This is a genomic window from Cellulomonas sp. URHD0024 (genome assembly GCF_000426185.1).
Taxonomy (GTDB): domain Bacteria; phylum Actinomycetota; class Actinomycetes; order Actinomycetales; family Cellulomonadaceae; genus Cellulomonas.
In genome coordinates this window covers 12113-37535 of record NZ_AUEW01000014.1, presented here as the reverse complement: position 1 = coordinate 37535, position 25423 = coordinate 12113, and the positions used below count along the sequence as shown (strand labels likewise).

Below are 25423 nucleotides of genomic sequence, written 5' to 3'. Positions count from 1 at the left end.
GCGGTCAGGTCGCCGCGTCGTAGCGGTCCAGGACGATCTGGACCAGCCTGTCGTCGGGGGCCAGCGGGTCGGTGACCAGGTCGGCCCCTGCCTCGAGCACTCGGTCGTGGAAGTAGCCCGGGGCCAGCAGGTACGACGCGATGACGACGCGTCCGCCCACGGGCAGGTCCGCGCGCGCCGCCGCCACCGCGGCGGGCACGCGCGGTTCGGCGCCCGCGCCGTAGCCGATCGTCACGGGCTGCTCGATGCGGTCGGCCAGGCCCGCCGCGACCTGCTCGACAGCGAGGGCGGCTGCCGGGTCGGTCGACCCGGCAGCGGCAAGCACGACCAGGTCGTCCGGACCGACGTCGACCGCCCTGAGGCGGTCCACCAGGATGTCCACGAGCCGGGGGTCCGGGCCCAGGGGCGATGCCGCCGTGGCCCCGGGCTGGTCGACGGCCGCCGCGATGTCCACCTTGACGTGGAAGCCGGCCGACAGGAGCAGCGGCACGACGACCGCACCGGCGGCGTCCCCTTCGAGCGCATCGGCGACGACGTCGGCGACCTCGGGCTGCTGGACGTCGACGAACGCCTCGCGCACGTCCAGCTCGGGGCGCGCGGCGGCGGCACCCTTGAGGATCGACCGGACGGCCGCGCGGCCCTGCACGTCGTCGGTGCCGTGCGAACAGCCCACGAGCACCGGACGGGCCGGCGACGAGTACTCGGGCACGGGCCCACGGGCATGCAGTGCGTTGGTCATCGAACCTCCTCCAGCCCGAGACGGTAACCCCTCTTCACCACGGTCTTGATGAGCGCCCGGCTGCCGGTCGCGTCGCGGAGACGCGCGATGGCGACCTCCGCGGCATGCGGATCGGTGGAGTCACCCGGCAGCACCGCCAGCACGTGCTCACGCGGGACCACCGACCCTCGCGCCTTGACGAGCAGCCGGAGCACTTCGAGACCCGTCGGCGTGAGGGCCAGCACCCGTCCGTCGAGCACGGCTGCGCCGCGGTGCACCTGCAACGGACCGGCGATGGTCTGCAACGCCTCGAGGCCACCGTAGTGACCGACGACCGCGCGGACCAGTGATCCGAGTCGCCCGCGTTCGGGGACGAGCGGCTCGATCCCTCGCTCCTGCAGGGGCTTGGCGGTGATCGGACCGACGGCTGCCATCACGACGCTGCCCCGCCGGGCGAGCCGCGCGATCTGGTCGGCCACTCCTGCGTCGTCGGCGGCCGTGAGCCAGGCGGCCGCGCCCGGTGCGGAGGTGAAGACGACCGCGTCGACCTCGCCCGCGGCGACGGACCGGACGGAGGCCTCGACGACCGCGGCGTCCGGCGGCGGACCCCAGCGGTACACGACCAGGCTGCGGACGCGGGCACCCGCTGCGGCGAACGCCTCGTCCAGCCCGTCGGCGCCGGCACCGTGGTGCTGCACCGCGATGTCGCGGCCCGCGACGCCCTCGTCGAGCAGCACCTCGGCGATCTCGGCGCTCGTCTCCGACTCGGCCACCCAGTCGGCCGTCAGCCCGGCGGCCTGGATCGCGCCACGCGCCTTCGGGCCGCGCGCGACGATCCGCGTGTCCCGCAGCATCGCGACGAGGGGCTCGGCGAGACCGTAGGCGTCGGCGGCCTCGATCCACCCTCGGAACCCGATGCCCGTCGTCACGATCACCGTGTCCGGCGGGTCGGCGAGCAGGGAGCGGGTGCCCTCCAGGAGGGCCGCGTCGTCGATGTGCGGAACCATGCTCAGGGCCGGCGCGTGTCGGATGGCGGCACCCCGCCGACCGAGTGCAGCGGCCAGCTCCGCAGACCGGCGATCGGCCGTCACGAGGACGACGCACCCGGCAAGCGTCTGGTCGATAGGTTCGCTCACGACGCCATTGTGACGGGTGAACGTTCCGTCCCTGTTTCCGCTTCCAGCAGGCCTTCCGCGGCCACCGCGCCGAGCACGAGGACGGCGGGCGCGCGGACCCCGGCGGAGGCGGCGACGTCCACGACGTCGGACAGCACGGCACGCGTGACGCGCTGACCAGGCAAGCTGCCCTCCTCGATCAGTGCGACCGGCGTCTGCGGGTCGATCCCGTCGTCGAGCGCCGTCCGAACGAGGGTGGGCAGCGCACTGACGCCCATGAGCACCACGACGGTGCACGACCTCTCGCGCAGACCGAGCAGCGCGGCGGGCGACCAGCCGTCGTGCCCGTTCATCACGTGAACGGCGCCGACGGTCCCGCGGTGGGTCAGCGGGATGCCGGCGGCGGCCGGCGCGCCGAACGCGCTGCTGACCCCGGGGATGACGGTCACGTCGACGCCCGCCTCACGGCAGGCGAGCACCTCCTCGCCACCGCGGCCGTAGACGAAGGGGTCGCCGCCCTTGAGCCGGACGACGACGCGTCCCCGTTGCGCCTGCTCCACGAGGATCCGGCCGATCTCGTGCTGCGGGACCGGGTGGTTGCCGGGCGTCTTGCCGACGTCGATGACCTCGACGTCCGGGTGCAGCTCGTCCAGCACGGCGACCGGCCCCAGCCGGTCCGTCACCACGACGTCGGCCTCCGCGAGCGCGCGTCGGCCGGCGAGGGTGAGCAGCCCGACGTCGCCAGGGCCGCCGCCGACGAGCACGACGCGGCCCGTGGCGGTGCGGCGGCGCCGCAGGTCCACGTCGCCCTCGCGCAGCGACGTCGCGATCGCGTCACGGACCACCTGCGTGCGCCCCGGGTCCGGCGTGCCGGTCGAGACGACACCGACGAGGACGTCTCCCTGCTGGGTCGTCGCCGGTGTCCGCGCGGAACCCCGCGAGGCTCCCGCGTCGACGCAGAACGTCCGACGCTCCTGCGCCCAGCCGACCACCGCGGCGTCCGTGCCCCGGTCGCCCGTGGCCGTGTGGACGAGCCACACGCCGTCGAGATCCTCCGCCACCACCTCGCGCGCGTGCCACTCGACCAGTCCCCAGGTGTGCAGGCTCGACAGCGCCTCGCACAGCTGCGGCGCGACGACGACCACCCGGGCGGCGTCGGCGAGCAGCGCCTGCACCCGACGAGCGGCGACCGGTCCGCCGCCGACCACGAGCACCCGTCGACCGGTGAGGTCGAGCCCGAGCATCGTCGTCATCGCGCCACCTCGACGAGCCCGTCACGCACGCGAACGGGCCAGACGCTCAGGTCGGGTAGGAGTCCACGGGCCGGGACCTTGCCCGCGACGTCCAGGCACCGGCCGGTCTGCAGGGCGAACACCTGCTTGTACATCGGAGACGCCACGGTCGGTACGTCGATGTCGTCGATCCGACGTGAGCCGACGATCCCCCGGGAGATCACGTACGCGTCGCTGAACGGGTCATGCTGCTGGACCGCGAAGACGCGGTCGTCGACGAGCCGGAACAAGGCGACCTGGTCGCCGTCGGCGAGCAACGCGGCGGCACCGCGCTCCGGAGCCAGGTCCGAGAGCCGGCACACGACGGTCCAGCCGGCGACGTCGGCTTGCACGGGTGCGACGTCCAACGCGGTCATGAGCGGACCTCCAGGGTTGTGCCGGCGACGAGGACGGGTTCCCCGCGGAGCGCGGCCTCGCGCTCGTCGAGGGTCGCCGGGCGCGACTGCCCGCGCTCCGGGACGTAGGCGAGCGACGGATCGGGCGTCTCCGGCGCGTTGACGAAGGACGCGAAACGGCGCAGCTTCTCCGGGTCCTCGAGCGTCGCGCGCCACTCGTCCTCGTACTCGTCGACGTGCGCGTCCATCTGGGCGTCCAGGTCGGCGCAGATGCCCAGCGAGTCCTCGAGCACCACGGACCGGACGCCGTCGAGACCGCCCTCGACCTCGTCGATCCACGGCGCCGTGCGCTGCAGCCGGTCGGCGGTGCGGACGTAGTAGAGCAGGAACCGGTCGATGGTCCGCACGAGGTCCTCCGTCGAGAGGTCCTCCGCGAGCAGCTGTGCGTGCCGCGGTGTGAACCCGCCGTTTCCGCCGACGTAGACGTTCCAGCCCTTGTCGGTCGCGATGACGCCGACGTCCTTGCCGCGGGCCTCGGCGCACTCGCGGGCGCACCCGGAGACGCCGAGCTTGATCTTGTGCGGCGAGCGCAGGCCGCGGTACCGGAGCTCGAGCATCACCGCGAGCGCCACGGAGTCCTGCACGCCGAACCGGCACCAGGTGGACCCGACGCAGGACTTCACCGTGCGCAGCGACTTCCCGTACGCGTGCCCGGACTCGAAGCCCGCGTCCACCAGCCGACCCCAGATCACCGGGAGCTGGTCGATCCGGGCGCCGAACAGATCGATCCGCTGGCCGCCGGTGATCTTGGTGTAGAGGCCGAACTCCTTGGCCACCGACCCGATCGCGATCAGACCCTCGGGGGTGACCTCACCACCCGGGATGCGCGGCACCACCGAGTAGGAGCCGTCCTTCTGGAGGTTGGCCATGACGTGGTCGTTGGTGTCCTGCAGCGCCGCGCGCTCCCCCTCGAGGACGTGTGCCGGGGAGGTCGTCGCCAGGATCGAGGCCACCGTGGGCCGGCAGATGTCGCAGCCGCGCCCGGTGCCGAACCGCTCGATCACGGCCGTGAACGACGACACCCCGGACACCCTGATGGCGTCGTAGAGCTGCGCCCGGCTCAGCGAGAAGTGCTCGCACAGCGCCGAGCTGACCGTCACGCCCTGCTTGGTCAGCTCGGTCGTCATCAGCTTCTTCACCAAGGGCAGGCACGAGCCGCACGAGGTGCCGGCCTTCGTGCATGCCTTGACCGCGCCGAGGTCGGTGCACGCGTGCTCGGTGACCGCACCGCGGATGGTCCCCGCGGAGACGTTGTTGCACGAGCACACGCCCGCGTCGTCGGGAAGCTCGAGCTCGGGTGCACCGCCGCCGCCCTCGGGGAGCAGGAACGCCGCCGGGTCGCCGGGCAGCTCGCGGCCGAGCATCGGGCGCAGGCTCGCGTAGGCGGAGGCATCGCCGACGAGGACGCCACCCAGCAGCGTCCGCGCGTCGTCGGACATCACCAGCTTCTTGTAGACGCCGCCCACCGGGTCGGCCCAGACGATCTCCAGCGCGCCGGGCGTGGTGGCGAAGGCGTCGCCGAAGGACGCCACGTCGACGCCCGAGAGCTTGAGCTTGGTGGCCGTGTCGGCGCCGGGGAAGGTGGACGAGCCGCCGAGCAGCCGGTCCGCCGTGATCTCGGCCATCGCGTACCCGGGTGCGACGAGCCCGATGCAGGCGCCCTGGATGCACGCGACCTCGCCCACCGCGGAGATGTCGGCGTCGCTGGTCAGGCAGGTGTCGTCGACGACGATGCCGCCGCGCTCCCCGATGCTGAGGTCGGCGGCGCGCCCGAGCTCGTCGCGCGGCCGGACACCGGCGGCGATCACGACGACGTCCGCGTCGAGACGACCCCCGTCGGCCAGCTCCAGCCGACCGACCCCGCCCCGGCGGTGGGGACGGATCTTGGTGGTCATCGCGTTGAGCCGGACCCCGACGCCGAGCTGGTTGATCAGCCGCCGCAGCGCCTCGCCACCGCCGAGGTCGACCTGAGCGGACATCAGGTGGGTGCCCACCTGGAGCACGGTGGTCTTGGCGCCGAGTGCCTGCAGGGCTCCCGCGGCCTCCAGGCCGAGCAGGCCACCGCCGAGGACCGCACCCTTGACCACCCGGTCCTGGGAGAGCTTCTCGACGTAGCCGCGGAGCTCGGCGACGTCGTCCACGGTCCGGTAGACGAAGACGCCCGGCAGGTCCGCGCCCTCCAGAGGCGGCACCCAGGCCGACGAGCCGGTGGCCATCACCAGGTGGTCGTAGCGCTCGGTGCGGCCGCGCTTCGTGGTGACGGTCTTCGCAGTGCGGTCCAGGGTGACCACGGCGTCGTCGCGCACGAGGGTGACCAGCGGGTCGTCCCACAGGGCCGGGTCGCCGAGTGCCAGGTCGTCGGCGTCGCGGCCGGAGAAGTAGCTGGTGAGCGCGACACGGTCGTACGGCCGGCGCGGCTCCTCGGCCAGGACCGTGATCCGCCACGTGCCGGCGACGTCCCGGTCGCGCAGGGCCTCGACCAGTCGCTGGGCGACCATGCCGCCGCCGACGACCACCAGGTGCTGAGTCATGTGCTGCTCCGTCGAACGGGGTGGCTGGGACATCTCCGACGGTAGGAAGCCGGTGTTGCGCCGCAGGTGCGTGGCCGTTACCCCGGAGGAACCTTTCGCGCACACGGTGTGGGCAGGGGGTGTGAGAGTGGGCCCATGAGTCCCGTGATCGCCCTGCTCCGAGCCGTGAACGTCGGCGGCCGCAAGGTCACGTCCGCCCAGCTGAGGTCCGTGGCGTCGTCCCTCGGGCACACGGACGTGACCACGTACGTGAACAGCGGCAACCTGGTGCTCGTCCCCGCGCCTGGTGCGGATGTCGCCGCCGGACTGTCCGCGGCCTTCGCCGACGAGTTCGGCTTCGACATCCCCGTGATCGCCCGCACCTTGGAGCAGTGGTCCTCGGTCGTCGACGGCCTACCGTTCACCACGGAGGCTGCCGACGATCCGGCTCATCTCGTCGCCGTCTTCTGGGACGGACCCGTCGCGACGACCGCCGGGGACTTCGACCCGAGCCGGTACGGCCGCGAGGTCCTGGTCTGGGCCGACCGTGAGACCTACGCCTACTACCCCGACGGGCAGGGCCGCTCGAAGCTGACCATCGACGTGCTGTCCAGGGCCTCCGGCCGCGTGGGCACGGCACGCAACTGGAACACCGTGCTGGCGTTGCAGAGGCTCGCCCGCGAACGGGCGTGACATCGCTCGGGCGCCCTCTAGCGTGGTCCGGTGGCTCCTCAGGTGATCGTGCTCAACGGCGGCTCCAGCTCGGGCAAGTCGCAGATCCTCCGGTGCCTCCAGGACGTCCTGCCCGATCCCTGGCTCGCCGCCGCGATCGACTCGCTGGTCGACGCCCTGCCCGCGTCCTTGCGGACGTCCGACGGGATCGACATCGCCGACGACGGCACGGTGTCCGTCGGCTCGGCCTTCCGGGAGCTGGAGGCGGCGTGGATGGCCGGTATGGCCGCCATGGCGCGGGCGGGCGCGCACCTCATCGTCGACGACGTGTTCCTCGGCGGCGCAGCCTCCCAGGAGCGCTGGCGCGTGGCGCTCGACGGGCTGGACGTGCTCTGGGTCGGCGTCCGGTGCGACCCGCTCGTCGCGACGGCCCGCGAGGTCGCCCGGGGTGATCGCCCCATCGGCATGGCGGCCCAGCAGGCCTCGCTCGTCCACGACGGCGTGGTCTACGACCTCGAGGTGGACACCACGGGCACCGGGGCACTGGAGTGCGCACGGGTGATCGCCGCCCGGGCCGCCGCGTCGCCGCACTAGCGTGGGTTCACATGGCCACCTTGTTCACCAAGATCATCGACGGCGACATCCCCGGCCGGTTCGTGTGGGCCGACGAGGTCGCCGTCGCCTTCGGCACCATCGCGCCCATCACCGACGGGCACGTGCTCGTGGTCCCCCGCGCCGAGATCCTCCAGCTGACCGACGCGCCCGACGACGTGCTCACCCACCTGATGCTCGTCGCGCGCACGATCGGCCAGGCCCAGCAGCACGCCTGGGACGCTCCGCGGGCGGCCCTGCTCGTCGCCGGGTTCGAGGTCCCGCACCTGCACCTGCACGTGCTGCCGGCGTGGGACGAGGCGAGCCTGACGTTCGCCAACGCCCGCACCGACCTGCCGGGCGCTGCGCTGGACGCGGCTGCGGAACGCGTCCGTTCCGCCCTCGTCGAGCTGGGGCAGGGTGCCCACGTGCCGGCGTCGTTGGGGTCCCCGGACCTGTGAGTTCCTGCCCGAGCCGCCCTGGATGACGACAAGCCGCCACCCAGGGGGCAGAGTCGGCCCTACGTGTGGTGCGTCGAGGAGGCATTCGGATGGCGGGACGTCGGACGACGGCTCTGGCCGCGGTCGCGGGGCTGGTCGCGGGGGTCGTGACGATCGGCGTCGGTGCGTGCGTCTCCCTGCTCACCGGACCGACCTCCGACCCGCTCGTCGCGGTCGGCTCGGCGTTCGTCGACGCGACCCCGCAGTGGCTCAAGCAGTTCGCGACCACGAACTTCGGCACCAACGACAAGCTCGTGCTCAGGATCGGCGAGGTCGTCGTCGTGCTCGCGCTGGCCGCCCTCGCCGGGGTGCTGGCCGCTCGCCGGTGGGCGTGGGGCGCGACCCTCGTCGTCCTGCTCGGCGCGGCCTCCGCCTTCGCCGCGGTCGCGCGCCCCGACGCCGGGGCGTTGGCGGTCGTGCCGAGCGTCGTGGGGACGGTGGCCGGCCTGTGGACGTTGCGGTTCCTCGTCCGTCGCATCCCCGACGAGAGCGGCTCGGCAGGCAAGGCCTCTCTCGAGCGGCGGCAGTTCCTCCAGGCGTCGCTCGTCGCCGGGGCAGCCGGCACGGTCGCTCTGTTTCTCGGCCGGACCTTCGGCGCGAACGCCCGCGCGGCGCAGGCCTCGCGCGGCGGCGTGGTCATCCCGAAGGCGACCACCACCGCGGCCCCGGTGCCGGCCGGCGTCGACATCGGCGTCGAGGGTGTCGAGCCGTGGCTGACGCCTGCCGACGAGTTCTACCGGATCGACACCGCGCTGGTGGTGCCGACGGTCGACCCGGCCACCTGGAAGCTGCGCATCCACGGGCTGGTCGAGCAGGAGGTGACGCTGACCTGGGACGAGCTCATCGCCTCGGACCTCGTCGAGGCCTATGTGACGCTCGCGTGCGTGTCGAACCCGGTCGGCGGAACCCTCATCAGCAACCAGAAGTGGCTGGGATTGCCGATCAAGGGGCTGCTCGAGAAGGCGAGGCCGACCGGCGATGCCGACATGGTCCTGTCGACGAGCGTCGACGGCTTCACCGCGGGCACCCCTCTGGAGGTCCTCATGGACGGGCGCGACGCGCTGCTCGCCATCGCGATGGACGGCGAACCCCTGCCCTTCGAGCACGGCTTCCCCGTGCGGATGGTGGTCCCGGGGCTGTACGGCTACGTGTCCGCGACGAAGTGGGTCAAGGACCTGGAGGTCACGCGCTTCGCGGACGCCGAGGCGTACTGGACGCAGCGCGGCTGGTCGGCGGAAGGACCGATCAAGACGCAGTCGCGCATCGACGTGCCCAGGCCCGGCACCACCGTCCCCGCGGGCTCCGTCGTCGTGGCTGGGACGGCCTGGGCGCAGCACCGCGGCGTGACGAAGGTCCAGGTTCGCGTCGACGACGGGTCGTGGAGCGACGCCACGCTCGCCGACGACGGCGGCATCGACTCCTGGCGCCAGTGGTCCTGGACGTGGGACGCCTCGCCGGGCGATCACCAGCTGTTCGTGCGCGCGTTCGACCCGCAGGGCCCCCAGACCGGCGCCGTCCAGGGAGAGGTCCCGGACGGCGCGACCGGCTACGACACGTTCAGCGTGAAGGTCAGCTGACCCCGGACCCGAGGGGCACCGGCACCCGCGACGACGTCACCACGCGGTGCACGAAGTCGAGCTTGCGGGCGACCGGCTCCGGGATCTCGAAGGGGTAGAGGTCGTGCTTGCCCATCGCGCGGTTGACGCGGTTGAAGAAGGTCGCCAGCGGGAGCCAGTCGCCGAGGATGTCGTCCATCGTCGCGTCCGCGTAGCTGGTGCGCGGGGCGATCTCGTGGTCGGGGATCGTCGGGACCCCCTCCATCTTCACGCTCAGGTGGCCCGCGCCGGACGTGATCAGGGTGCTGGTGAGGTGCAGGTAGTGCGCGAAGCACTCCGCGAAGTCCTCCCACGGATGCATAGATGCGTATGACGAGATGAAGCCGTCGCTCCAGTCCAGCGGTGGCCCCACCAGGTAGTGGCGGGCGATCGCGTCCTTGTAGGACGCCCGCTCGTCGCCGAAGATCGTGCGGCACTCGTCGATCCAGTCCGTCTGCTCGACGAGGATCCACTGGTAGTAGTGCCCGACCTCGTGCCGGAAGTGGCCGAGCATCGTGCGGTACGGCTCCCCGAGGCTGATCCGCAGCGCCTCGCGGTGCGCGTCGAGCGACTCCGCCAGGTCGATCGTGATGATCCCGTTGGCGTGGCCGATGAGGACGCGGGCGCCGTCGGAACGCGAGGAGAGCAGGTCGAAGCCGAGGCCGCCCTTCTTCTCGTACCAGGGCACGACCGGCAGGCCGTGGTCGGCGAGCTGGACCAGCAGGCGGCGCTTGTCGGCGGACGCGCTCGCGAGCTTCTCCAGCGCGAGGGTGTCGTCGCTGCTCGGTCGGGTGCGCGTCAGCCGGCACGCGAGGCACCGGCCGGAGCCCGCGTCGCCGGCGACCAACCAGTTGCACCCCCACGCGCGGTTGCCGCACGGGAACCACCACGAGCCGTCGACATCGGTGCCCTGGTCGGGTGCGGCGCGCATCGTGAGCGTCGGCGGGTGGAGGCCGATGTCCAGCCCGCATGCGGAGCAGTCGGTCGACTCGACGAAGGCGATGGTTGCGCAGCGAGGGCAACGGAAGACGTCCACGTCGCGAACCTAGCCCACACGCAGGTCAGGCGGCGTATGTCCGGAGCGCGACGGCGCCGGCCGCGGGTGTCCCCGGGGCCGGCGCCGACGTGCAGGCAGCTCAGATGACGGTGGTGCCGAACTGGCCGGAGCGCCGCTGGTAGACGGCCCAGGTGGTCAGCCCCATCACCAGGTAGAAGCCGACGATCACCCAGAGCGCGGCCTGGATGTTGCCGGTCAGCGAGGTGGAGGCCGCGAACCCACGCGGGACCAGGAACCCACCGAAGGCACCGATCGCACCCGCGATGCCGATGCACCCGGCCGCCGCGCGGATGCGACGGAGGCGGTCGGCCTCGTCGGTGACCCCGAACCGGAAGACCGCCGGGATCATCCGGTAGACCGAGCCGTTGCCCGCACCGGTCGCGGTGAACAGGACGAGGAAGCTCGCGAGGAACGCGCCGAAGGAGTGGGCGCGCAGGGCGAAGATCGCGCAGACGACACCGACGCCCATGATCGTGAACGCGGCGATGGTGACGCGTGCGCCGCCGAGCTTGTCGGCCAGGATCCCGCCGAGCGGACGGGCCAGGGAGCCGACGAGTGCACCGGCGAACGCGATCGAGATCGTGACGTCCGGGAACTGGCCCTTGAGCAGCGTCGGGAAGGCCCCGGCGAACCCGATGAACGAGCCGAAGGTGCCGATGTAGATGAACGAGAGGATCCAGGTGTGCCGCGACTTGGTGGCTACGCCGTAGGAGCGGGGGTCCGACTTCGCGTTGGACAGGTTGTTCATGTACTTCCACGCCAGGAACGCCGCGAGGACGACCAGCGGCACGAACATGAACCCGGCGCGCTGCAGGCTGATGCCCGCGCCGATGGCGATCACGATCGGCACGGCCCACTGGACCGCGGCGGTGCCGAGGTTGCCACCGGCCGCGTTCAGGCCGAGCGCCCGGCCCTTCTCCTTCTCCGGGTAGAAGAACGAGATGTTCGCCATCGAGGACGCGAAGTTGCCGCCGCCGACGCCGGCCAGGCACGCGACCGCGAGCAGGGCACCGAAGCCCCACGACGGGTTCTGCACGACGATCCCCAGCCCGATGGTCGGGATGAGCAGGAGGAGCGCCGAGATGATCGTCCAGTTGCGCCCGCCGAACAGCGGGACCGCGAACGTGTACGGGATCCGCAGCGTCGCGCCGACGAGGCTCGGCACCGCGATCAGCCAGAACGTCTGGTCGACACTGAGCACGAACCCGACGCCCGCCAGCTGCGGGACCACGATGCTCCACACGGCCCAGACGGCGAACCCGAGGAACTCCGCGAAGATCGACAGCCCGAGGTTGCGCTTCGCGATGGACCTGCCGACGGACGCCCACTGGCCGGCGTCCTCGGGGTTCCAGCCGTCGATCCAACGGCCGGGACGGGTGGTGATCGGCGCCCCCGTGAGGGCGCCGGTGTCGAGCGGTGCGGACGCCGTGGTGGTGCCTGGGGCGTCGGCGGTCACGAGCGGTGTCGCCATGAGAAACCTCCGGGAAGGACGGGGTGGGGTACGTCCCGAACGCTAGGGAGGCCGTGTTTCGGTCGACCTGCGTCCCCGGTTGCGCGTGCGGAACCTTTCGCGCACTGGGTGCCGGGGGCGACTGTGAGGTTCACGGCGTCCCGCCGCCGGACGAACAGCACGAGCCCCGCTCAGGCCGCCGTCGTCACCGCGGTGGGTTCGACGATGACCAGGACCTGGCCCGGGCCGACCTGGTCGCCGGGCGTGACGACGACGTCGACGATCGTGCCGCCGATGGTCGCCGTCACCGGCGCCTCCATCTTCATGGCCTCGAGGGCGAGGAGCTGCTGCCCCCGCTCGACCGTGTCGCCGGGGCGGACGTCGACGCGGAAGACCGTCGCGACGAAGGGAGCCTCCATGCCCTCGCAGCCGTCAGGGACGTCGACACCGCCACCGACGACCGCGAGCGGGAGGTCCGCGTCGGCGCGGCGGTCGAACTCACCGGCGGCGGCCCAGGCGTCGCGCTCGGCGCCGAACGCGCCGGCCTGCTGTGCGCGGAACGCCTCGATGGACGGGGCGTTCGCGGACAGGAACTGCTGGTGCTCGGCGATCGAGAACGTGCCCGGATCGATGGCCACGTCGAGGCGACCGGCGGCCATGTCGGCGCGCATGTCGAGCAGCTCGTCGGCGCCCACGGGGTACCAGCGGATGGTGTCGAAGAACCGCAGCAGCCACGGCGTGCCCGGCTCGAACGGCCTGTGGCGGGCGTGGGTGTCCCAGACCTGGATGGTCCGACCGACGAACTGGTAGCCGCCGGGACCTTCCATGCCGTAGATGCACAAGTAGGCGCCGCCGATGCCGACGGCGTTCTGCGGGGTCCAGGTGCGGGCCGGGTTGTACTTCGTCGTGACCAGCCGGTGGCGCGGGTCCAGCGGCGTCGCGACGGGGGCGCCGAGGTAGACGTCACCGAGTCCCATCACGAGGTAGGAGGCGTCGAACACGGTGCGATAGACGTCGTCGACGGACGACAGCCCGTTGATCCGGCGGATGAACTCGATGTTCCACGGGCACCACGGAGCGTCGTCGCGGACGCCGGCCATGTAGCGCTCGATCGCCTCGCGGGTGGCCGGGTCGTCCCAGCTCAGCGGCAGATGGACCGTGCGGCTCGGCACGACGAGGTCCGTGGTGGCCGGCAGCGTGTCCTCGATCTCGCGGACGAGATCGAGGGCCTTGCGCAGCGGAAGGCGGTCGGGGTCGACGTGGAGCTGGAGCGAACGGATGCCGGGTGTGAGGTCGACGATGCCGCGAAGCCCGTCGTGGTCCACTCGCTGCTGGACCTCCTGCGCCAGGGCGTGCACGCGCATCCGCGAGGCGAGGTCGAGGGTCATGGCGCCGTACTCGACGAGCAGGTTGTCGTCGCCGCTGCGGCGGTAGGTGACCGCCGTGTCGCTGTCCGTGCGGGCGAGGATGCCACCGTCCTCGTGGGCCTGCCGGGTCGCGGCGGGCACGGCCTGCGGGCGCCGTCTGAGCGCATCAGCCTGCGCCTCGTCGACCGGGACGAACGTCACGGCGTCGCCCGGTCGCAGCTGGCCCAGCTTCCACAGCTGGCCGAGGGCGACCGTCGCCGGGCACGTGAAGCCGCCGAGGGACGGTCCGTCGGGGCCGAGCAGGATCGGCAGGTCGCCGGTGTAGTCGACCGCGCCGACGGCGTACGGGGTGTCGTGGATGTTCGACGGGTGCAGGCCCGCCTCGCCGCCGTCGGGTCGCGCCCAGGTGGGCTTGGGGCCGACGAGCCGGACGCCGGTGCGCGCCGAGTTGAAGTGGACGGACCAGGTGGTGGAGTAGAACTCCTCGACGTCCCCCGGTGTGAAGAACTCCGGTGCTGCGTGCGGACCCTCGAGCGCGCCGATCCGCCAGTCGCCGGTGATCAAGGGGCGGTCGGTCAGCCGGACCGGTCGGGCCCCTGCGGGGCCGGCCGGCGCGATCCCCACCTGGTCGCCCGGCCGCAGCGGGACGCCCGTCGCGCCACCGATCCTGCCCAGGTCGAACGTGGCGGCCGATCCGAGCACCTCCGGGATGTCCAGGCCACCCCTGACCAGGAGGTAGGTGCGCATCCCCACGGCGGGGGCGCCGATGGTCAGCACACCACCGGCCGGGACCTCCACCGGCTCCCACTGCGGGACCGGGCGGTCGTCCAGGGCGACTGCGGCCGGAGCACCCGTCACCATGACCGTCGCCCCGGTGACGAACCGGAGCTCCGGGCCGGCCATCGTGCACTCCAGGCCCGGCACGCCCTCGGGGTTGCCGAGCGCCGTGTTGCCGAGGCGGAAGGACAGGTCGTCCATCGGCCCCGACGGTGGGATGCCGACGTGCCACAGACCTGTCCGCCCGGGCCAGTCCTGGACGGTCGTGAGCATCCCGGGGCGCAGCACCTCGATGCGCGGCGTCTGGTCGCGCAGGTGCGCCAGGGTGCCCGTGTGGTGCTGCGCGGCTGCGACCTCGGGCGCGTGCACGATCGTCCGCAGCAGTCCCAGGTTCGTCGCGATGCCGGTCAGTCGGGTCTCCTCCAGCGCGTGACCGAGCGCCGCCCAGGCGTCCGCACGCGACGGGCCCGCGGTGATCACCTTGGCCAGCAAGGGGTCGTAGTGGGTAGACACCTCGAGGCCAGGCTCGACCCACGTGTCGACTCGGACGCCGACGGGGACCTCGAACGCCGTGACCGCGCCCGCGCTCGGCAGGTGGTCGCGGTCGGGGTTCTCGGCATAGACGCGGGCCTCGACGGCTGCACCGCGCGGCTGCAGCGGGGTGTCGACGACGGACGTCTCTCCCTGCGCCAGTCGGATCATCCAGCCGACCAGGTCGACGCCGAACACCGCCTCCGTCACCGGGTGCTCGACCTGCAGGCGGGTGTTGACCTCGAGGAACGCCGCCTCCTGCCGCTCGGCGTCGTAGACGAACTCGACGGTGCCCGCTGACCGGTAGTCGACAGACTCCGCGAGCGTGCGCGCGCTGGACGCGACGAGCGCGCGGACCTCGTCGGGAAGCCCGGGCGCGGGTGCCTCCTCCACGACCTTCTGGTGGCGACGCTGCAGGGAGCAGTCCCGGTCGCCGAGCGTGACGACGCGGCCGAGCCCGTCGCCGAACACCTGCACCTCGACGTGCCGGGCTGCGGTGATCAGCCGCTCGAGGTACACCCCGGCCGACCCGAAGGCCGCGCCGGCGGTGCGCCGGACGGCCTCCCACGCGGCGACCAGCTCGTCGGCGTTCGCGCACGCGCGCATGCCGATGCCGCCGCCGCCCGCCGTGGCCTTGAGCATCACGGGGTAGCCGATCTGCTCCGCGGCCGCGGCAGCCTCCTCAACGGTGTCGAGGAGGCCGGTGCCGGCGAGCATCGGCATGTCGACCGCCCGAGCGGCGTCCCGCGCCGTGTGCTTCGACCCGAACAGCTCGAGCTGCGCCGGGGTCGGACCCACGAACGCGATGCCCGCCGCTTCGGCAGCACGGGCGAACGCGGCGTTCTCGGACAGGAAGCCGTAGCCCGGGTGGATCGCGCCGGCACCCTGCGCGAGGCCGGCCTCGAGGATGAGGTCCGAGCGCAGGTACGACTGCGCGGCCGGCGCCGGGCCGAGGCGAACAGCGACGTCGGCGAGGTGGACGTGCGGGGCGCCCGCGTCGGCGTCCGAGTAGACCGCGACCGTGCGCAGCCCGAGCTCCTTGGCGGTGCGCAGGATCCGGACGGCGATCTCGCCACGGTTCGCGACGAGGAGAGTGTCGAAACCGCTCATGGCTGTGCCTGCTCGTCGGTGCGTGCTTGCGGTCCAGTCACGACCAACCGCACCGGCGTCGGATCGAAGCCGTTGCACGGGTTGTTGATCTGGGGGCAGTTGCTCACGACCACCAGCACGTCGCGCTCCGCCCGCAGCGACACGGACAGGCCCGGCGCGGAGATGCCGTCGACGATGCCGAGGGCGCCGTCGGCGTCGACCGGCACGTTCATGTACCAGTTGATGTTGGACACCAGGTCGCGCTTGCCCAGGCCGTGTCGTCCGCCCTCGGCGAGGAAGTTCTCGACGCAGGCGTGCTGAGCCCACGTCTGGTTGCCGTAGCGCAGGGTGTTCGACTCCTTGGAGCACGCGCCGCCGAGGGTGTCGTGGCGACCGACCTCGTCGGCGACGACGGTCATCAGCGGTCCGTACTCGCAGTCGCGCAGGATCGATCCCGTCGTCAGGAAGACCGAGTCCTGACCCTGGATGGTGTCGGGCGCGCTGTACCGCAGGGACGTGTCGGCGGCGTCGAAGACGAGGAAGTCGACAGCCTGGTTGCCACCGAGGTCGACGATCGTGAGCACGTCGCCCTGGCGGACCACCGCCGACCAGGGTGCGCGGGCGGGGACGACGTCGTCCAGGAGCGTGGTCATGCGATCCCCCGTGCGGTGAGGTCTTCCCGAGTGTTGACGAAGGCGCGGCGCCCCTCCGGTGTGGCGTTCCAGAGCGGATCTGCGGGGGTGGTCGGCTCACCGCGCCACGCCAGGACCTCGAGCGGCGTGCTCACGAACTCGCGCGGATCGAGCGGATGCGCTGTGTTGGCGACGAGCAGGAGCAACGGCACCTCGGCGCGCAGCGTGACGGCGGCACCCGGTCCGGCAGAGCCCTCGAACACCGGATGACCCTCGTCGTCGATCCGTACGCCCTGGAAGAAGGAGATGCTCGGCGGCAGGTCTCGTCGGGACAGGTCGTGCTTGGCGGCCGCGAGCGCCAACAGCTCGCGACCAGCCGGCGTCGGGCCCTGGGCGCTGCCGTCGCCGTAGCGCTCGTCGTTGCGGGCCCGGGTCGTGGTCCCGTAGAGCGCGTCCTGGTGTGCCGACGAGTCGCCGACGATGCTCGCGAGCACGCGGCCCTGGTCGCTGAGCAGCAGGTGGCCGGCCGTGAGGTAGACCTGCCACTGGACCTTGACGGTGTCGGCGACGTTGAGCCGCTCCCACGGCCGGTCCAGGCGGTAGGCGAGGAGATGCGCACACGCGTCGCCCTGCAGGTCCGTGAGCCGGATGTGGGTGCCGCGCGCGACGACCAGGTGCGCGTAGCCGCCGCCCGCCACGACCTCGGCGTGCACGAGCGCCTGCGCGTCGATCTCGGTGGGCGGTGACGGCCAGCTGTTCGCGGGCCTGGTCGGCATCGTCGCGACCGTGCCGACGGCGGCGGCCTCCTGCGCCCGGGCGTGCTCGCGCGCGCCGGCGGTGGTCCCGGTGGTGATGGCGGTCATCGCGTCCTCTGTTTCTGTCGGCTGACAGAAACAGGCTCGGACCCGGGTGTTCCGCGGCGATCACCGCGAGGTAAACCTCCTGTTACGGACCCGTGCACCGGCGCGAACGTCGGGCTCCGGGCTCGGTGGTAGCGTCGGCTCGCCATGGCACGCAGACCCGGTCGACCCCGCGCGAGCGGCGATCCCGACGGTGAGCGCGACACCCGTCGAGACGTGCTAGACGCCGCCGCGGCCCTGTTCTGCACCGTCGGCTTCACGTCGACCAGCACCCGGGCGATCGCCGATGCCGCCGGGGTCCGGCAGGCCTCGATCTACCACCACTTCCCCGGCAAGGACGCGATCCTGCTCGAGCTCCTGCTCGGCACCGTGCGCCCGTCGCTCGACCTCGCCGACGCCCTGGCCGCCGGCGCGGAGCCGCCGGCTGCTCGGCTGCGAGCGCTGGCCCATGCCGACGTGGGGCTGCTGACCGCCGGGCCCGTGAACCTCGGCGTCCTCTACGTCCTGCCGGAGGTGGCCGGGGAGCAGTTCGCGGAGTTCCACGCGCTGCGCTCGCGGCTGCGCGCCCGGTACAGCGAGCTGGCGGACGCGGCGTCCGACGACGACTCCTCCGACCGCGGCGAGCTCGTGCTCGGGCTCGTCGAGTCGGTGATCCTGCGCCGCCGGGACACCCCCGACCTCGACGTCGCCACAGTGCAGGACACGGTCGCCGACGGGGTCCTGCGGCTCGTCGGCTGCACGCCGACCGAGGTCGCGTTCGCCCGCACTCTCCCTGTCCGCGTCTGACCCTCAGCGTCCGACCCCGGGCGACCGTCCGCCCGTCGGTCCGCCCGGCCCTCCGCCCGGGATTCAGAAGATCTGCCGCCCTTTCCGCGGCGAATCCTCTGAATCCCCCGTCACACGAGCTGCAGCAGCCGATTTAACACAAGCGTTTCGTGCGCGCAGCGGATCTGACACAGGCCGGGTGGTCAATGAACCTGTCGGCCGACAGAAACTCCGGCCGGATCGTTCTCCACCGCCCCGACCTGCTGGCCCACGCCTGCGTCCGCAGGCCTTCCTCCCGGAGCCCCCATGATCATCACCGGAGTCGGTCTCACCGTCCTGGCCGTCGTCATCGTCGGGATCGTCGTCGCCCGCAAGGTCGACGGCGACAGCGCCAACTACCTCGTCGCGGGCCGCCGCCTGGGCGTCCCGCTCGTCGCGGCCTCCCTGATGGCCGCCGCCGTCGACTCGAACGCCACGGTCGGTAACACCGACCTCTCGGCATCGTTCGGCTTCTGGGCCGGCGCGTCCCTCGCGATCGGACTCGCCATCTGCCTGCTCCTCACCGGCCTGTTCCTGGCCAAACCGATGAACCGCATGAAGCTCTTCACGCTGGCCGACTTCTACCGGCTGCGGTACGGACGTGGGGTCGAGGTGGCGTCGTCGGTGTTCATGATCTTCGCCTTCGCCATCCTCATGGCAGGAAACCTCGTGGCGTGCGGGTTCCTGCTCGAGCGGTTCCTCGGCATCAACTACACGGCCGGTGTGCTGATCGCGGTGGGCCTCGTGCTCTGCTACACGATCGGCGGCGGGATGTTCTCCGACGCCTACACGGCCGCGATCCAGATCGTCATCACGATCGCCGCCACCGCGTCGCTGGTCGTCTGGTTCGGCATGACCTACGGGTTCCACGTGGCCGACGGCATGGGTCCGTTCGACGTCGAGCAGCTGACCCAGACCAGCGCCGGCGCCCCGATCAACTGGGCGACGCTCGTCGCGCTCGGCATCGGCGACATCGTCGCCATCGACTTCATGCAGCGCATCTTCGCCGCCCGCAACCCGCAGACCGCGCAGAAGTCGTGCTTCACGGGCGCCGCGGGGACCGCGATCATCGGTGTGGCGTTCGCGATGGTCGCCCTGTCGGCATCGTCGGTGCTCGGCCTGACCACCGACGACGGACCGATCCTCTTCCAGCTCCTCGACGACTACGCACCCTCCGGCCTGACGATCCTCGTCCTGTCAGGCATCGTCGCGGCGTCGTTCTCGACCGCCTCCGGGGCAATCCTGGCCACCTCCGCCGTGGCAGTCCGCAACATCTTCGGCGTCCGGCGCGTCGCGTCGGTCAAGGAAGAGGGCGTCCGCGATCCCCTGCTGCTCTGGACCCGGGTCGCCATGATCCCGATCGTGCTGCTCGGCATCGCCATCGCACTGAAGGTCGCGCAGACCGGCATCCTGCTCACCCTCGCGTTCGACCTGATGCTGGCCGGGCTGCTCGTGCCGTTCATCCTCGGGTTGTTCTGGAAGCGCGGCGGGACGCGCGCGGCGGTCGCCGCCCTCGTGTTCGGCGTCGGCGTGCGGCTCGTGCTCTTCGTGCTGACGCCGACGATCTACGGTGTGCCGAACGACGTCTGGTACATCGAGAACTCGTGGATCGACCCGTCGTTCGACGGCTGGCCGACCTTCTACGCGTTCGCTGCGTCGCTGATCGCCTACCTGGTCGCGGCAGCGGTCTGGCCGCGCACGGTGAGCGAGGAGGCGTGGTCGATCGCCGACGGCATGCCCGACGAGACGATCGCGGAGCCCGTCGGCGCCGAGCCCGCGACGGCCGGCTGAGCTCCGCTCGTCCAGCCGCCCGGCTCCTCCTCGGAGCCGCGCGGCTGGACGTGGGAGGTGCGGCGACACCGTTGGACGTTCGCTCGATACGTCCACCCGCTACCGTCGGCACATGGCGAAGAAATCTCACAAGAAGGACAAGAAGGGCAAGATCCCCAACGACGTCTACGAGGCCGAGCTCTTCCGCCTCCAGGCCGAGCTGTCGAAGGTGCAGCAGTGGGCCAGGACGACGGGTGCGCGGATCGTGGTCGTGTTCGAGGGACGCGACGCCGCGGGCAAGGGCGGAACGATCAAGCGCATCACCGAGTACCTCAGCCCGCGCGTCGCGCGCGTCGCAGCGCTCCCGACGCCGACCGAGCGCGAGAAGAGCCAGTGGTACTACCAGCGGTACGTGGCGCAGCTGCCGGCAGCGGGAGAGATGGTCCTGTTCGACCGCTCCTGGTACAACCGGGCCGGGGTCGAGAAGGTCATGGGGTTCTGCACGCCGCAGGAGTACAGCCGGTTCATGCGCCAGACGCCGATCTTCGAGCAGATGCTCATCGAGGACGGCATCCTGCTGCGCAAGTACTGGTTCTCGGTCTCCGACACCGAACAGCTCCGGCGTTTCCGGTCACGCCTGGACGACCCCGTGCGCCAGTGGAAGCTGAGCCCGATGGACCTCGAGTCCATCAGCCGCTGGGAGGAGTACTCCCGCGCCAAGGACGAGATGCTCGTGCACACCGACGTGCCCACCAGTCCCTGGTACGTCGTCGAGTCGGACATCAAGAAGCACGCCCGCCTCAACATGATCAGCCACCTGCTGTCCACGATCCCGTACACCGACGTGCCGCACGAGGAGCAGATCGTCCTGCCCGACCGGCCGCCGTCCTCGACCGGGTACGTCCGACCACCGCGCGAGCTGTCGTCCTACGTCCCCGACCACGTCGCGGCACTGCGCGGGGACCCCGAGAAGGACTTCTAGGAGCCGTTGCGCCGAGGTCGCCGACCTGCGAGTTTGGTGCGCATGTCGGCGACCTCCACGAGCCCCGGCCCCTCTCTGCGGGTGTCGCTTCCCGGGCTGCAGCCGACGGTCAAGGACTTCCTGACCAACGAGGCCGGCAGTGCGATCTACCTCCTGGCTGCCACGATCGTCGCGCTGGTCTGGGCGAACTCGCCGTGGTCCGACGCGTACGAGTCGTTCTGGGCGACGACCGCCGGGTTCCACGTCGGCACCTGGGGCGTCGAGCTCGACCTGCACGGGTGGGTCAACGACGCCGCGATGGCGATCTTCTTCCTCGTCGTCGGCCTCGAGATCAGCCGCGAGGCGACCACCGGCGACCTGCGTGACAAGCGGACCGTCGCGGTCCCGGCGCTCGGCGCGCTGGGCGGGCTGCTCGTCCCGATCCTCATCTACCTGGCGTTCAACGGCGGTACCGACGCGGCCCACGGCTGGGGCGTCGTGATGTCGACCGACACCGCGTTCCTGGTCGGCATCCTCGCCCTCTTCGGGCCCAAGTGCCCCGACCGGCTCCGGCTCTTCCTGCTCACGCTCGCGATCGTCGACGACATCGGCGCGATCACCGTGATGTCGGTCTTCTACACGTCCGACATCGACGGCATGGCCCTCGCGCTCGCGGCGGCGATCGTGCTCGGCGTCGTCGTCATGCGCTGGCTCAAGGTCTGGCAGCTCGCGCCCTACGTCCTGGCGGGCATCGCGCTGTGGTTCGCGGTCCAGGCCTCAGGGGTGCACGCGACGTTGGCCGGCGTGATCATCGGGCTGCTCGTCCCCGCACGGCCGGCAGAGCGGGAGGTCGTCGAGGAGGTCGCCGGATACGGGCGCGACCTCATCGTCGCGCCGACGGCCGACCGTGAGCACCTGGCGGAGCTCGCGGCGCGGGCGGCGGTCCCGACGAACGACCGGCTGCAGCGCATCCTGCACCCGTGGAGCGCGTTCGTCGTCGTGCCGCTGTTCGGCCTGGCCAACGCCGGGATCGTGCTGGACAGCGACTCACTGAGCGCCGCCGCTCACTCGCGTCTCGCCATCGGCGTCGCGGTCGCGCTCGTCCTGGGGAACGCGGTCGGCATCACCGGCGCCTCGACGATCGCCCTGCGGTTCGGTCTCGGCGAGCTGCCCGGCCGCGTCCGCTGGGGCCACCTGCTCGGCGGCGCCGTGCTCGCCGGCATCGGGTTCACCATCTCCCTGTTCATCGCGGAGCTCGCCTTCGACGACCGGACGATGCTCGACAACGCCAAGATCGGCATCCTCGCCGGGTCGCTGACCGCCGCCGTCATCGGGTCGATCCTGCTGCGGTGGCTCGGTGAGCGGCTGCCGCTGTGCTCCCCCACCGGCGACGGTCCCCCGCCGGCCCTTCCCCCGCTGCCGTGGACCGCGCCGGCGACGTAGCGCCTGCTCCGGGACTCGTTCACGAACGCTCTCGAAGGCCGCAATGACGTCCTGGTGATCGTCGGGACGAGCCGAGTGCGCGGTCCCGGCGTGTCGAGGTAGCGGCACCCGGGACGCACGGGACGGATGTGACGCCTGTGGGCGCTCGAAGCGTCACACGCGGCTGCTCCCGTCCCAGGTGGCGCTAGGTCCGGACGACGCGCGCCGCTACACGTGGCGCTAGGTCCGGACGCCGCGCGCCGCTACACGTGGCGCTAGGTCCGGACGCCGCGCGCCGCTACACGTGGCGGGCCGGACGCGGCGGTCGGCTGACCCGGTCGGCAGCGTGCCCGAAGCTCCGCGGGGTCAGCCGATCGGGTCGTCGTCGCCGTAGCGGCTCAGGCTCAGGGTGCGGGCATCGGCGGCGAGGATCTGGGCGGTGGCGGCCTGCAGCGACGAGACCGTGTCCGTGCCGGCGCGCACGAAGCGCCCGGAGAGCGCGTCGAGCTCCCCGTCGCCGAACGCGCGTACCAGCTCCGCGACCGCCTCGACGGGCGTCCACTGCGTCCGGCCCGCGTGCATCGGCATGGCCGTCGTCATCTGGGTCTCGACGTGCCCGGGTGCCAGGTCGATCACCCGCAGCCCCCGGTCGCGGTACTGCGCGTCGAGCTGGGTGGTGAACCGCGCGAGCGCGCCCTTGCTGATCGCGTAGCCGGTGTACTCGGTCATCGCGCGGTGGCCGGCGCCGGAGTTGAGGTTGACCACGCGCCCGCTCCCCCGCGCGAGCATCCCCGGCAGCACCGCGTGCGTCACCAGCAGCGGTCCGCGCACGTTCGCCTCGATCACGCGCCAGGAGTCCTCGACGTCGTCCTCGACGAAGTCCGTCGACGAACGCTCGATCACGCCCGCGTTGTTGACCAGCAGCCCGATGCCGCCCAGCTCGTCCTCGGCCCGCACGACGGCGTCGTCGACCTCGGTCGGGTCGATGAGGTCGGCCGCCGCCACGAACGCCGACCCGCCGATCTCGTCGGCCACGGAGTCCAGGTGCGCCCGTGTCCGGCCGACCAGGGCGACCCGGTACCCGGCCTGCGCGAGCCCGAGGGCGATCCCGCGGCCGATCCCCCGCCCGGCGCCCGTGACCATCGCCGTCCGCAGGACGCTCACGCCGCATCCACCGCCTCTCGCAACCGCGCCAACGTCACCTTGCCGTGGAAGTACGTGCCGTCGACGTAGATGGCGGGCGTCCCCCGGACGCCCAGCTCGATCCCCGCGGTGTAGTCGCCCTGCACCGCGGGCGCCAGCGCCTGAGCCCGATCGCCGACGACCTCGGCCGGATCGATGCCCATCGCCTCCGCCGCACGCCGCAGGTCGGGCTCGGTCAACCGGGACTGCTCGGCGAGCAGGGCGTCGTGCATCTCCCAGAACTTCCCGTGCCGCCCGGCCACCTCGGCGGCGAGCGCCGCCGACAGCGCGTACGGGTGCACCTCGAACAGCGGGAAGTGCCGCCAGACCAGGCGGACCCGCCCGTCGGAGGAGTCGACGAGCTCCTTGAGCGGTCCCGCCGCCGCCCGGCAGTACGGGCACTCGAGGTCCCCGAACTCGAGGATCGTCACCGGGGCGTCGAGCCGGCCGTACACGTGCCGTTCCGCGGGAAACTCGTCAGCCATGGGTCGAGGATGCCTCACGGCGGGGGGCGGTCGACCTCGACGAGCGCCGGTGGCGCGGCCGCAGCGGCGGACTGGCGGTGCCGGCGCCGGTCCCGATCCCGTCGACCAGGTCGCGCAGAGACTCGACCGCCGACCACTGCGATCGGAAGTCCAGCTCGCGAACGGCGCGCGTCGTGTCCAGCAGCGGGGCGGCGAGCGCCATGTCCAGCCAGCCCGGGCCCACGGGCACGGCACGACCGTGCCACGCGGCGGTCAGGAGTGGCCGGACCGCGCCGGGCGGGACCTCGCGCACGCGCCCCCGAGCGACGACGTCCGCGACGTCCTGCCCGCGCAGGACGCCCGGGCCGGCGATGTTGAACGGCCCCTGCACGCGCCGGACCACCGCCTCGCGGTAGGCGGCGGCGACATCGCTCGCGTGCACGGTCTGCAGGCGCAGACCTGTCGGCCAGGGAAGTGCGGGGAGATGCCCGCGGAGCGCGCGCTTGGGCGCCCACGGGCCGAGGAAGTACCGCGCGATCTCCTGGCCCGCGGGGCGCTGGAAGACCAGGGCGGTGCGCAGCCGGGCGACGGAAAGGTCCGAGACGTCGTCGAGCAGTCGTTCGACCTCCGTCTTGTCGACGCTGTACGACGAGGAGGGCACGCCGTCCGTGGCCCAGCCCTCGCTACGCGGCACGTCGTCGGGGGCGGGCGAGTAGGCGCCCACGGACGAGGCGACCACCAGGTGCCGGACACCGGCACGTCGGCAGGCGTCCACGACGTTCCTCGTGCCGGTGACGTTGACCTCGTGGAGGTAGCCGCGGCGGTGGCTCGGCTGGATCGCCCAGGCGAGGTGCACCACGGAGTCCGCACCCGCGAACGCGCTGGTCAGCTGGTCCACCGCCGACGGGCCGCGCACGTCGACGGACACCCACTGCGCCACGTCGTAGGGCGGCCCGGGGTCGTGCGACGGGATGCGGCGCGCGACCGCCACCACCGACGTGACGCTCGGGTCGCCGGAGAACCGGCGCAGCACGGCGGTTCCGACGTTCCCGCTGGCCCCGACGACGACGACTCTCATGCCGACGACTTTTCCAGGTCATCCCGGGCGGCGCAGGTCAGAAGAGCAGATCGGGCGTCCCCTCCTCGAGCTCCAGGAGGAACCGCTTGCGGTCGAGGCCCGCCGCGAACCCCGTCAGCGTGCCGTTCGCGCCGATGACGCGGTGGCAGGGGACGACGACGGCGATCCGGTTCCGGCCGTTGGCCGCGCCGACCGCCCGCGACGACGTGCGCGGGTCGAGGCCGATCGACTCGGCGACCTGGCCGTAGGACCACGTCTGCCCGTAGGGGATCGCCAGCAACCCCTCCCACACCCGCACCTGGAACGGGGTGCCGACCAGCGCCAGCGGGAGGTCGAACGCGGTCCGCCTGCCGGCGAAGTACTCGTCGAGCTGGGTGCGGACCTCGCCGAAACCGTCGTCGTCGCGCTCCCCGAACGGACCCTGTACCTCGGCGTACTTCGAGCTCGGCATCAGCAACGCGCTCAGCCTGCCGTCGTGCGCGACCAGCGTGGTCGGCCCGAGCGGCGTGGTCACCACGGTGTGGGTCACAGCGGTGGCGCTCACAGCGGTGCCGGTCTCGTCGACAAGCATGCGTCCATCCTGGACCCTCC

22 protein-coding genes are annotated in these 25423 nt (G+C 72.1%); 8 read left to right on the top strand and 14 right to left on the bottom strand.

The annotated features are described in order from the left end of the window. Positions 1 to 4: 4 nt before the first annotated feature. Genes I847_RS0114795 through nirB form a run of 5 tightly spaced genes read right to left on the bottom strand, consistent with a single transcriptional unit; the run spans position 5 to position 6051 of the window. Complete coding sequence (locus I847_RS0114795; protein ID WP_051274936.1) at positions 5 to 739, bottom strand: sirohydrochlorin chelatase; 735 nt, start codon at positions 737 to 739, stop codon at positions 5 to 7. Continuing rightward, positions 736 to 1854 (bottom strand): uroporphyrinogen-III synthase, encoded by a 1119-nt coding sequence (locus I847_RS0114790; protein WP_028050318.1) that lies wholly within the window; start codon positions 1852 to 1854, stop codon positions 736 to 738. Before I847_RS0114790 ends, I847_RS0114795 begins: the two co-directional genes overlap by 4 nt. Further along, entirely contained in the window at positions 1851 to 3086 is a 1236-nt protein-coding gene (cobA, locus tag I847_RS23920) for a uroporphyrinogen-III C-methyltransferase (protein ID WP_051274935.1), read from the bottom strand. The genes I847_RS0114790 and cobA overlap by 4 nt, the downstream gene beginning before the upstream one ends. After that, positions 3083 to 3481: a nitrite reductase small subunit NirD gene (gene nirD, locus I847_RS0114780; RefSeq protein ID WP_028050317.1), complete on the bottom strand. Its 399-nt coding sequence runs from the start codon at positions 3479 to 3481 to the stop codon at positions 3083 to 3085. Before nirD ends, cobA begins: the two co-directional genes overlap by 4 nt. Then, the gene (nirB, locus tag I847_RS0114775; RefSeq protein ID WP_028050316.1) at positions 3478 to 6051 is read right to left on the bottom strand and encodes a nitrite reductase large subunit NirB; all 2574 of its coding nucleotides are present in this window, start codon (positions 6049 to 6051) and stop codon (positions 3478 to 3480) included. Before nirB ends, nirD begins: the two co-directional genes overlap by 4 nt. Before the next feature lie 135 nt (positions 6052 to 6186). Here nirB and I847_RS0114770 point away from each other — a divergent pair, with 135 nt between their 5' ends. The 4 genes from I847_RS0114770 (at position 6187) to I847_RS0114755 (ending at position 9370) form a co-directional block, all read left to right on the top strand. Continuing rightward, positions 6187 to 6723, top strand: coding sequence for a DUF1697 domain-containing protein (locus I847_RS0114770; protein ID WP_028050315.1), 537 nt, complete (start codon positions 6187 to 6189; stop codon positions 6721 to 6723). Positions 6724 to 6753: 30 nt separating this feature from the next. Further along, a complete protein-coding gene (gene cpt / locus I847_RS0114765; RefSeq protein ID WP_196804581.1) occupies positions 6754 to 7296 on the top strand; it encodes a chloramphenicol phosphotransferase CPT in 543 nt (180 codons plus the stop codon). An 11-nt stretch (positions 7297 to 7307) separates the two neighbouring features. Beyond that, complete coding sequence (locus I847_RS0114760) at positions 7308 to 7754, top strand: HIT family protein (RefSeq protein WP_028050313.1); 447 nt, start codon at positions 7308 to 7310, stop codon at positions 7752 to 7754. A gap of 89 nt (positions 7755 to 7843) precedes the next feature. Beyond that, positions 7844 to 9370, top strand: a complete 1527-nt coding sequence (locus tag I847_RS0114755; protein WP_028050312.1) for a molybdopterin-dependent oxidoreductase — start codon at positions 7844 to 7846, stop codon at positions 9368 to 9370. Here the strand turns inward: I847_RS0114755 and I847_RS0114750 are convergent. The 5 genes from I847_RS0114750 to I847_RS0114730 all read right to left on the bottom strand — a co-directional run bounded on the left by I847_RS0114750 (position 9363) and on the right by I847_RS0114730 (position 17154). Further along, complete coding sequence (locus I847_RS0114750) at positions 9363 to 10424, bottom strand: putative zinc-binding metallopeptidase (RefSeq protein ID WP_051274934.1); 1062 nt, start codon at positions 10422 to 10424, stop codon at positions 9363 to 9365. The two genes, I847_RS0114755 and I847_RS0114750, sit on opposite strands and share 8 nt — an antisense overlap. Positions 10425 to 10524: 100 nt before the next feature. After that, positions 10525 to 11916, bottom strand: coding sequence for an MFS transporter (locus tag I847_RS0114745; RefSeq protein WP_028050310.1), 1392 nt, complete (start codon positions 11914 to 11916; stop codon positions 10525 to 10527). 170 nt (positions 11917 to 12086) lie between these two features. Then, entirely contained in the window at positions 12087 to 15680 is a 3594-nt protein-coding gene (gene uca, locus I847_RS0114740; protein WP_028050309.1) for an urea carboxylase, read from the bottom strand. Then, positions 15677 to 16312, bottom strand: a complete 636-nt coding sequence (locus I847_RS23915) for an urea amidolyase associated protein UAAP2 (RefSeq protein WP_034610463.1) — start codon at positions 16310 to 16312, stop codon at positions 15677 to 15679. The genes uca and I847_RS23915 overlap by 4 nt, the downstream gene beginning before the upstream one ends. Further along, positions 16309 to 17154 carry an urea amidolyase associated protein UAAP1 gene (locus I847_RS0114730; RefSeq protein ID WP_196804580.1) on the bottom strand — a complete coding sequence of 282 codons (846 nt, stop codon included), beginning with the start codon at positions 17152 to 17154 and terminating at the stop codon, positions 16309 to 16311. Before I847_RS0114730 ends, I847_RS23915 begins: the two co-directional genes overlap by 4 nt. 144 nt (positions 17155 to 17298) lie before the next feature. Between I847_RS0114730 and I847_RS0114725 the strand changes: the two genes are divergently transcribed. From I847_RS0114725 to nhaA, 4 genes are all read left to right on the top strand, one after another. Beyond that, on the top strand, positions 17299 to 17937 hold the full coding sequence (locus tag I847_RS0114725) for a TetR/AcrR family transcriptional regulator (RefSeq protein ID WP_028050307.1): 639 nt from the start codon (positions 17299 to 17301) through the stop codon (positions 17935 to 17937). A 285-nt stretch (positions 17938 to 18222) separates the two neighbouring features. Then, positions 18223 to 19746: a sodium:solute symporter family protein gene (locus tag I847_RS0114720; RefSeq protein ID WP_028050306.1), complete on the top strand. Its 1524-nt coding sequence runs from the start codon at positions 18223 to 18225 to the stop codon at positions 19744 to 19746. Positions 19747 to 19858: 112 nt separating this feature from the next. Then, the gene (ppk2, locus tag I847_RS0114715) at positions 19859 to 20707 is read left to right on the top strand and encodes a polyphosphate kinase 2 (protein ID WP_028050305.1); all 849 of its coding nucleotides are present in this window, start codon (positions 19859 to 19861) and stop codon (positions 20705 to 20707) included. A gap of 42 nt (positions 20708 to 20749) precedes the next feature. Further along, positions 20750 to 22129 carry a Na+/H+ antiporter NhaA gene (nhaA, locus tag I847_RS0114710; protein WP_028050304.1) on the top strand — a complete coding sequence of 460 codons (1380 nt, stop codon included), beginning with the start codon at positions 20750 to 20752 and terminating at the stop codon, positions 22127 to 22129. Between the two features lie 345 nt (positions 22130 to 22474). Here the strand turns inward: nhaA and I847_RS0114705 are convergent, their stop codons facing one another. Genes I847_RS0114705 through I847_RS0114690 form a run of 4 tightly spaced genes read right to left on the bottom strand, consistent with a single transcriptional unit; the run spans position 22475 to position 25403 of the window. After that, positions 22475 to 23272, bottom strand: a complete 798-nt coding sequence (locus I847_RS0114705) for an SDR family oxidoreductase (protein ID WP_028050303.1) — start codon at positions 23270 to 23272, stop codon at positions 22475 to 22477. After that, a complete protein-coding gene (locus I847_RS0114700) occupies positions 23269 to 23775 on the bottom strand; it encodes a thioredoxin domain-containing protein (protein WP_028050302.1) in 507 nt (168 codons plus the stop codon). Before I847_RS0114700 ends, I847_RS0114705 begins: the two co-directional genes overlap by 4 nt. After that, positions 23768 to 24832, bottom strand: coding sequence for an NAD-dependent epimerase/dehydratase family protein (locus I847_RS23910; RefSeq protein WP_051274933.1), 1065 nt, complete (start codon positions 24830 to 24832; stop codon positions 23768 to 23770). The genes I847_RS0114700 and I847_RS23910 overlap by 8 nt, the downstream gene beginning before the upstream one ends. Positions 24833 to 24869: 37 nt before the next feature. Next, positions 24870 to 25403, bottom strand: a complete 534-nt coding sequence (locus tag I847_RS0114690) for a methylated-DNA--[protein]-cysteine S-methyltransferase (RefSeq protein ID WP_034610460.1) — start codon at positions 25401 to 25403, stop codon at positions 24870 to 24872. Between the last annotated feature and the right edge of the window lie 20 nt (positions 25404 to 25423).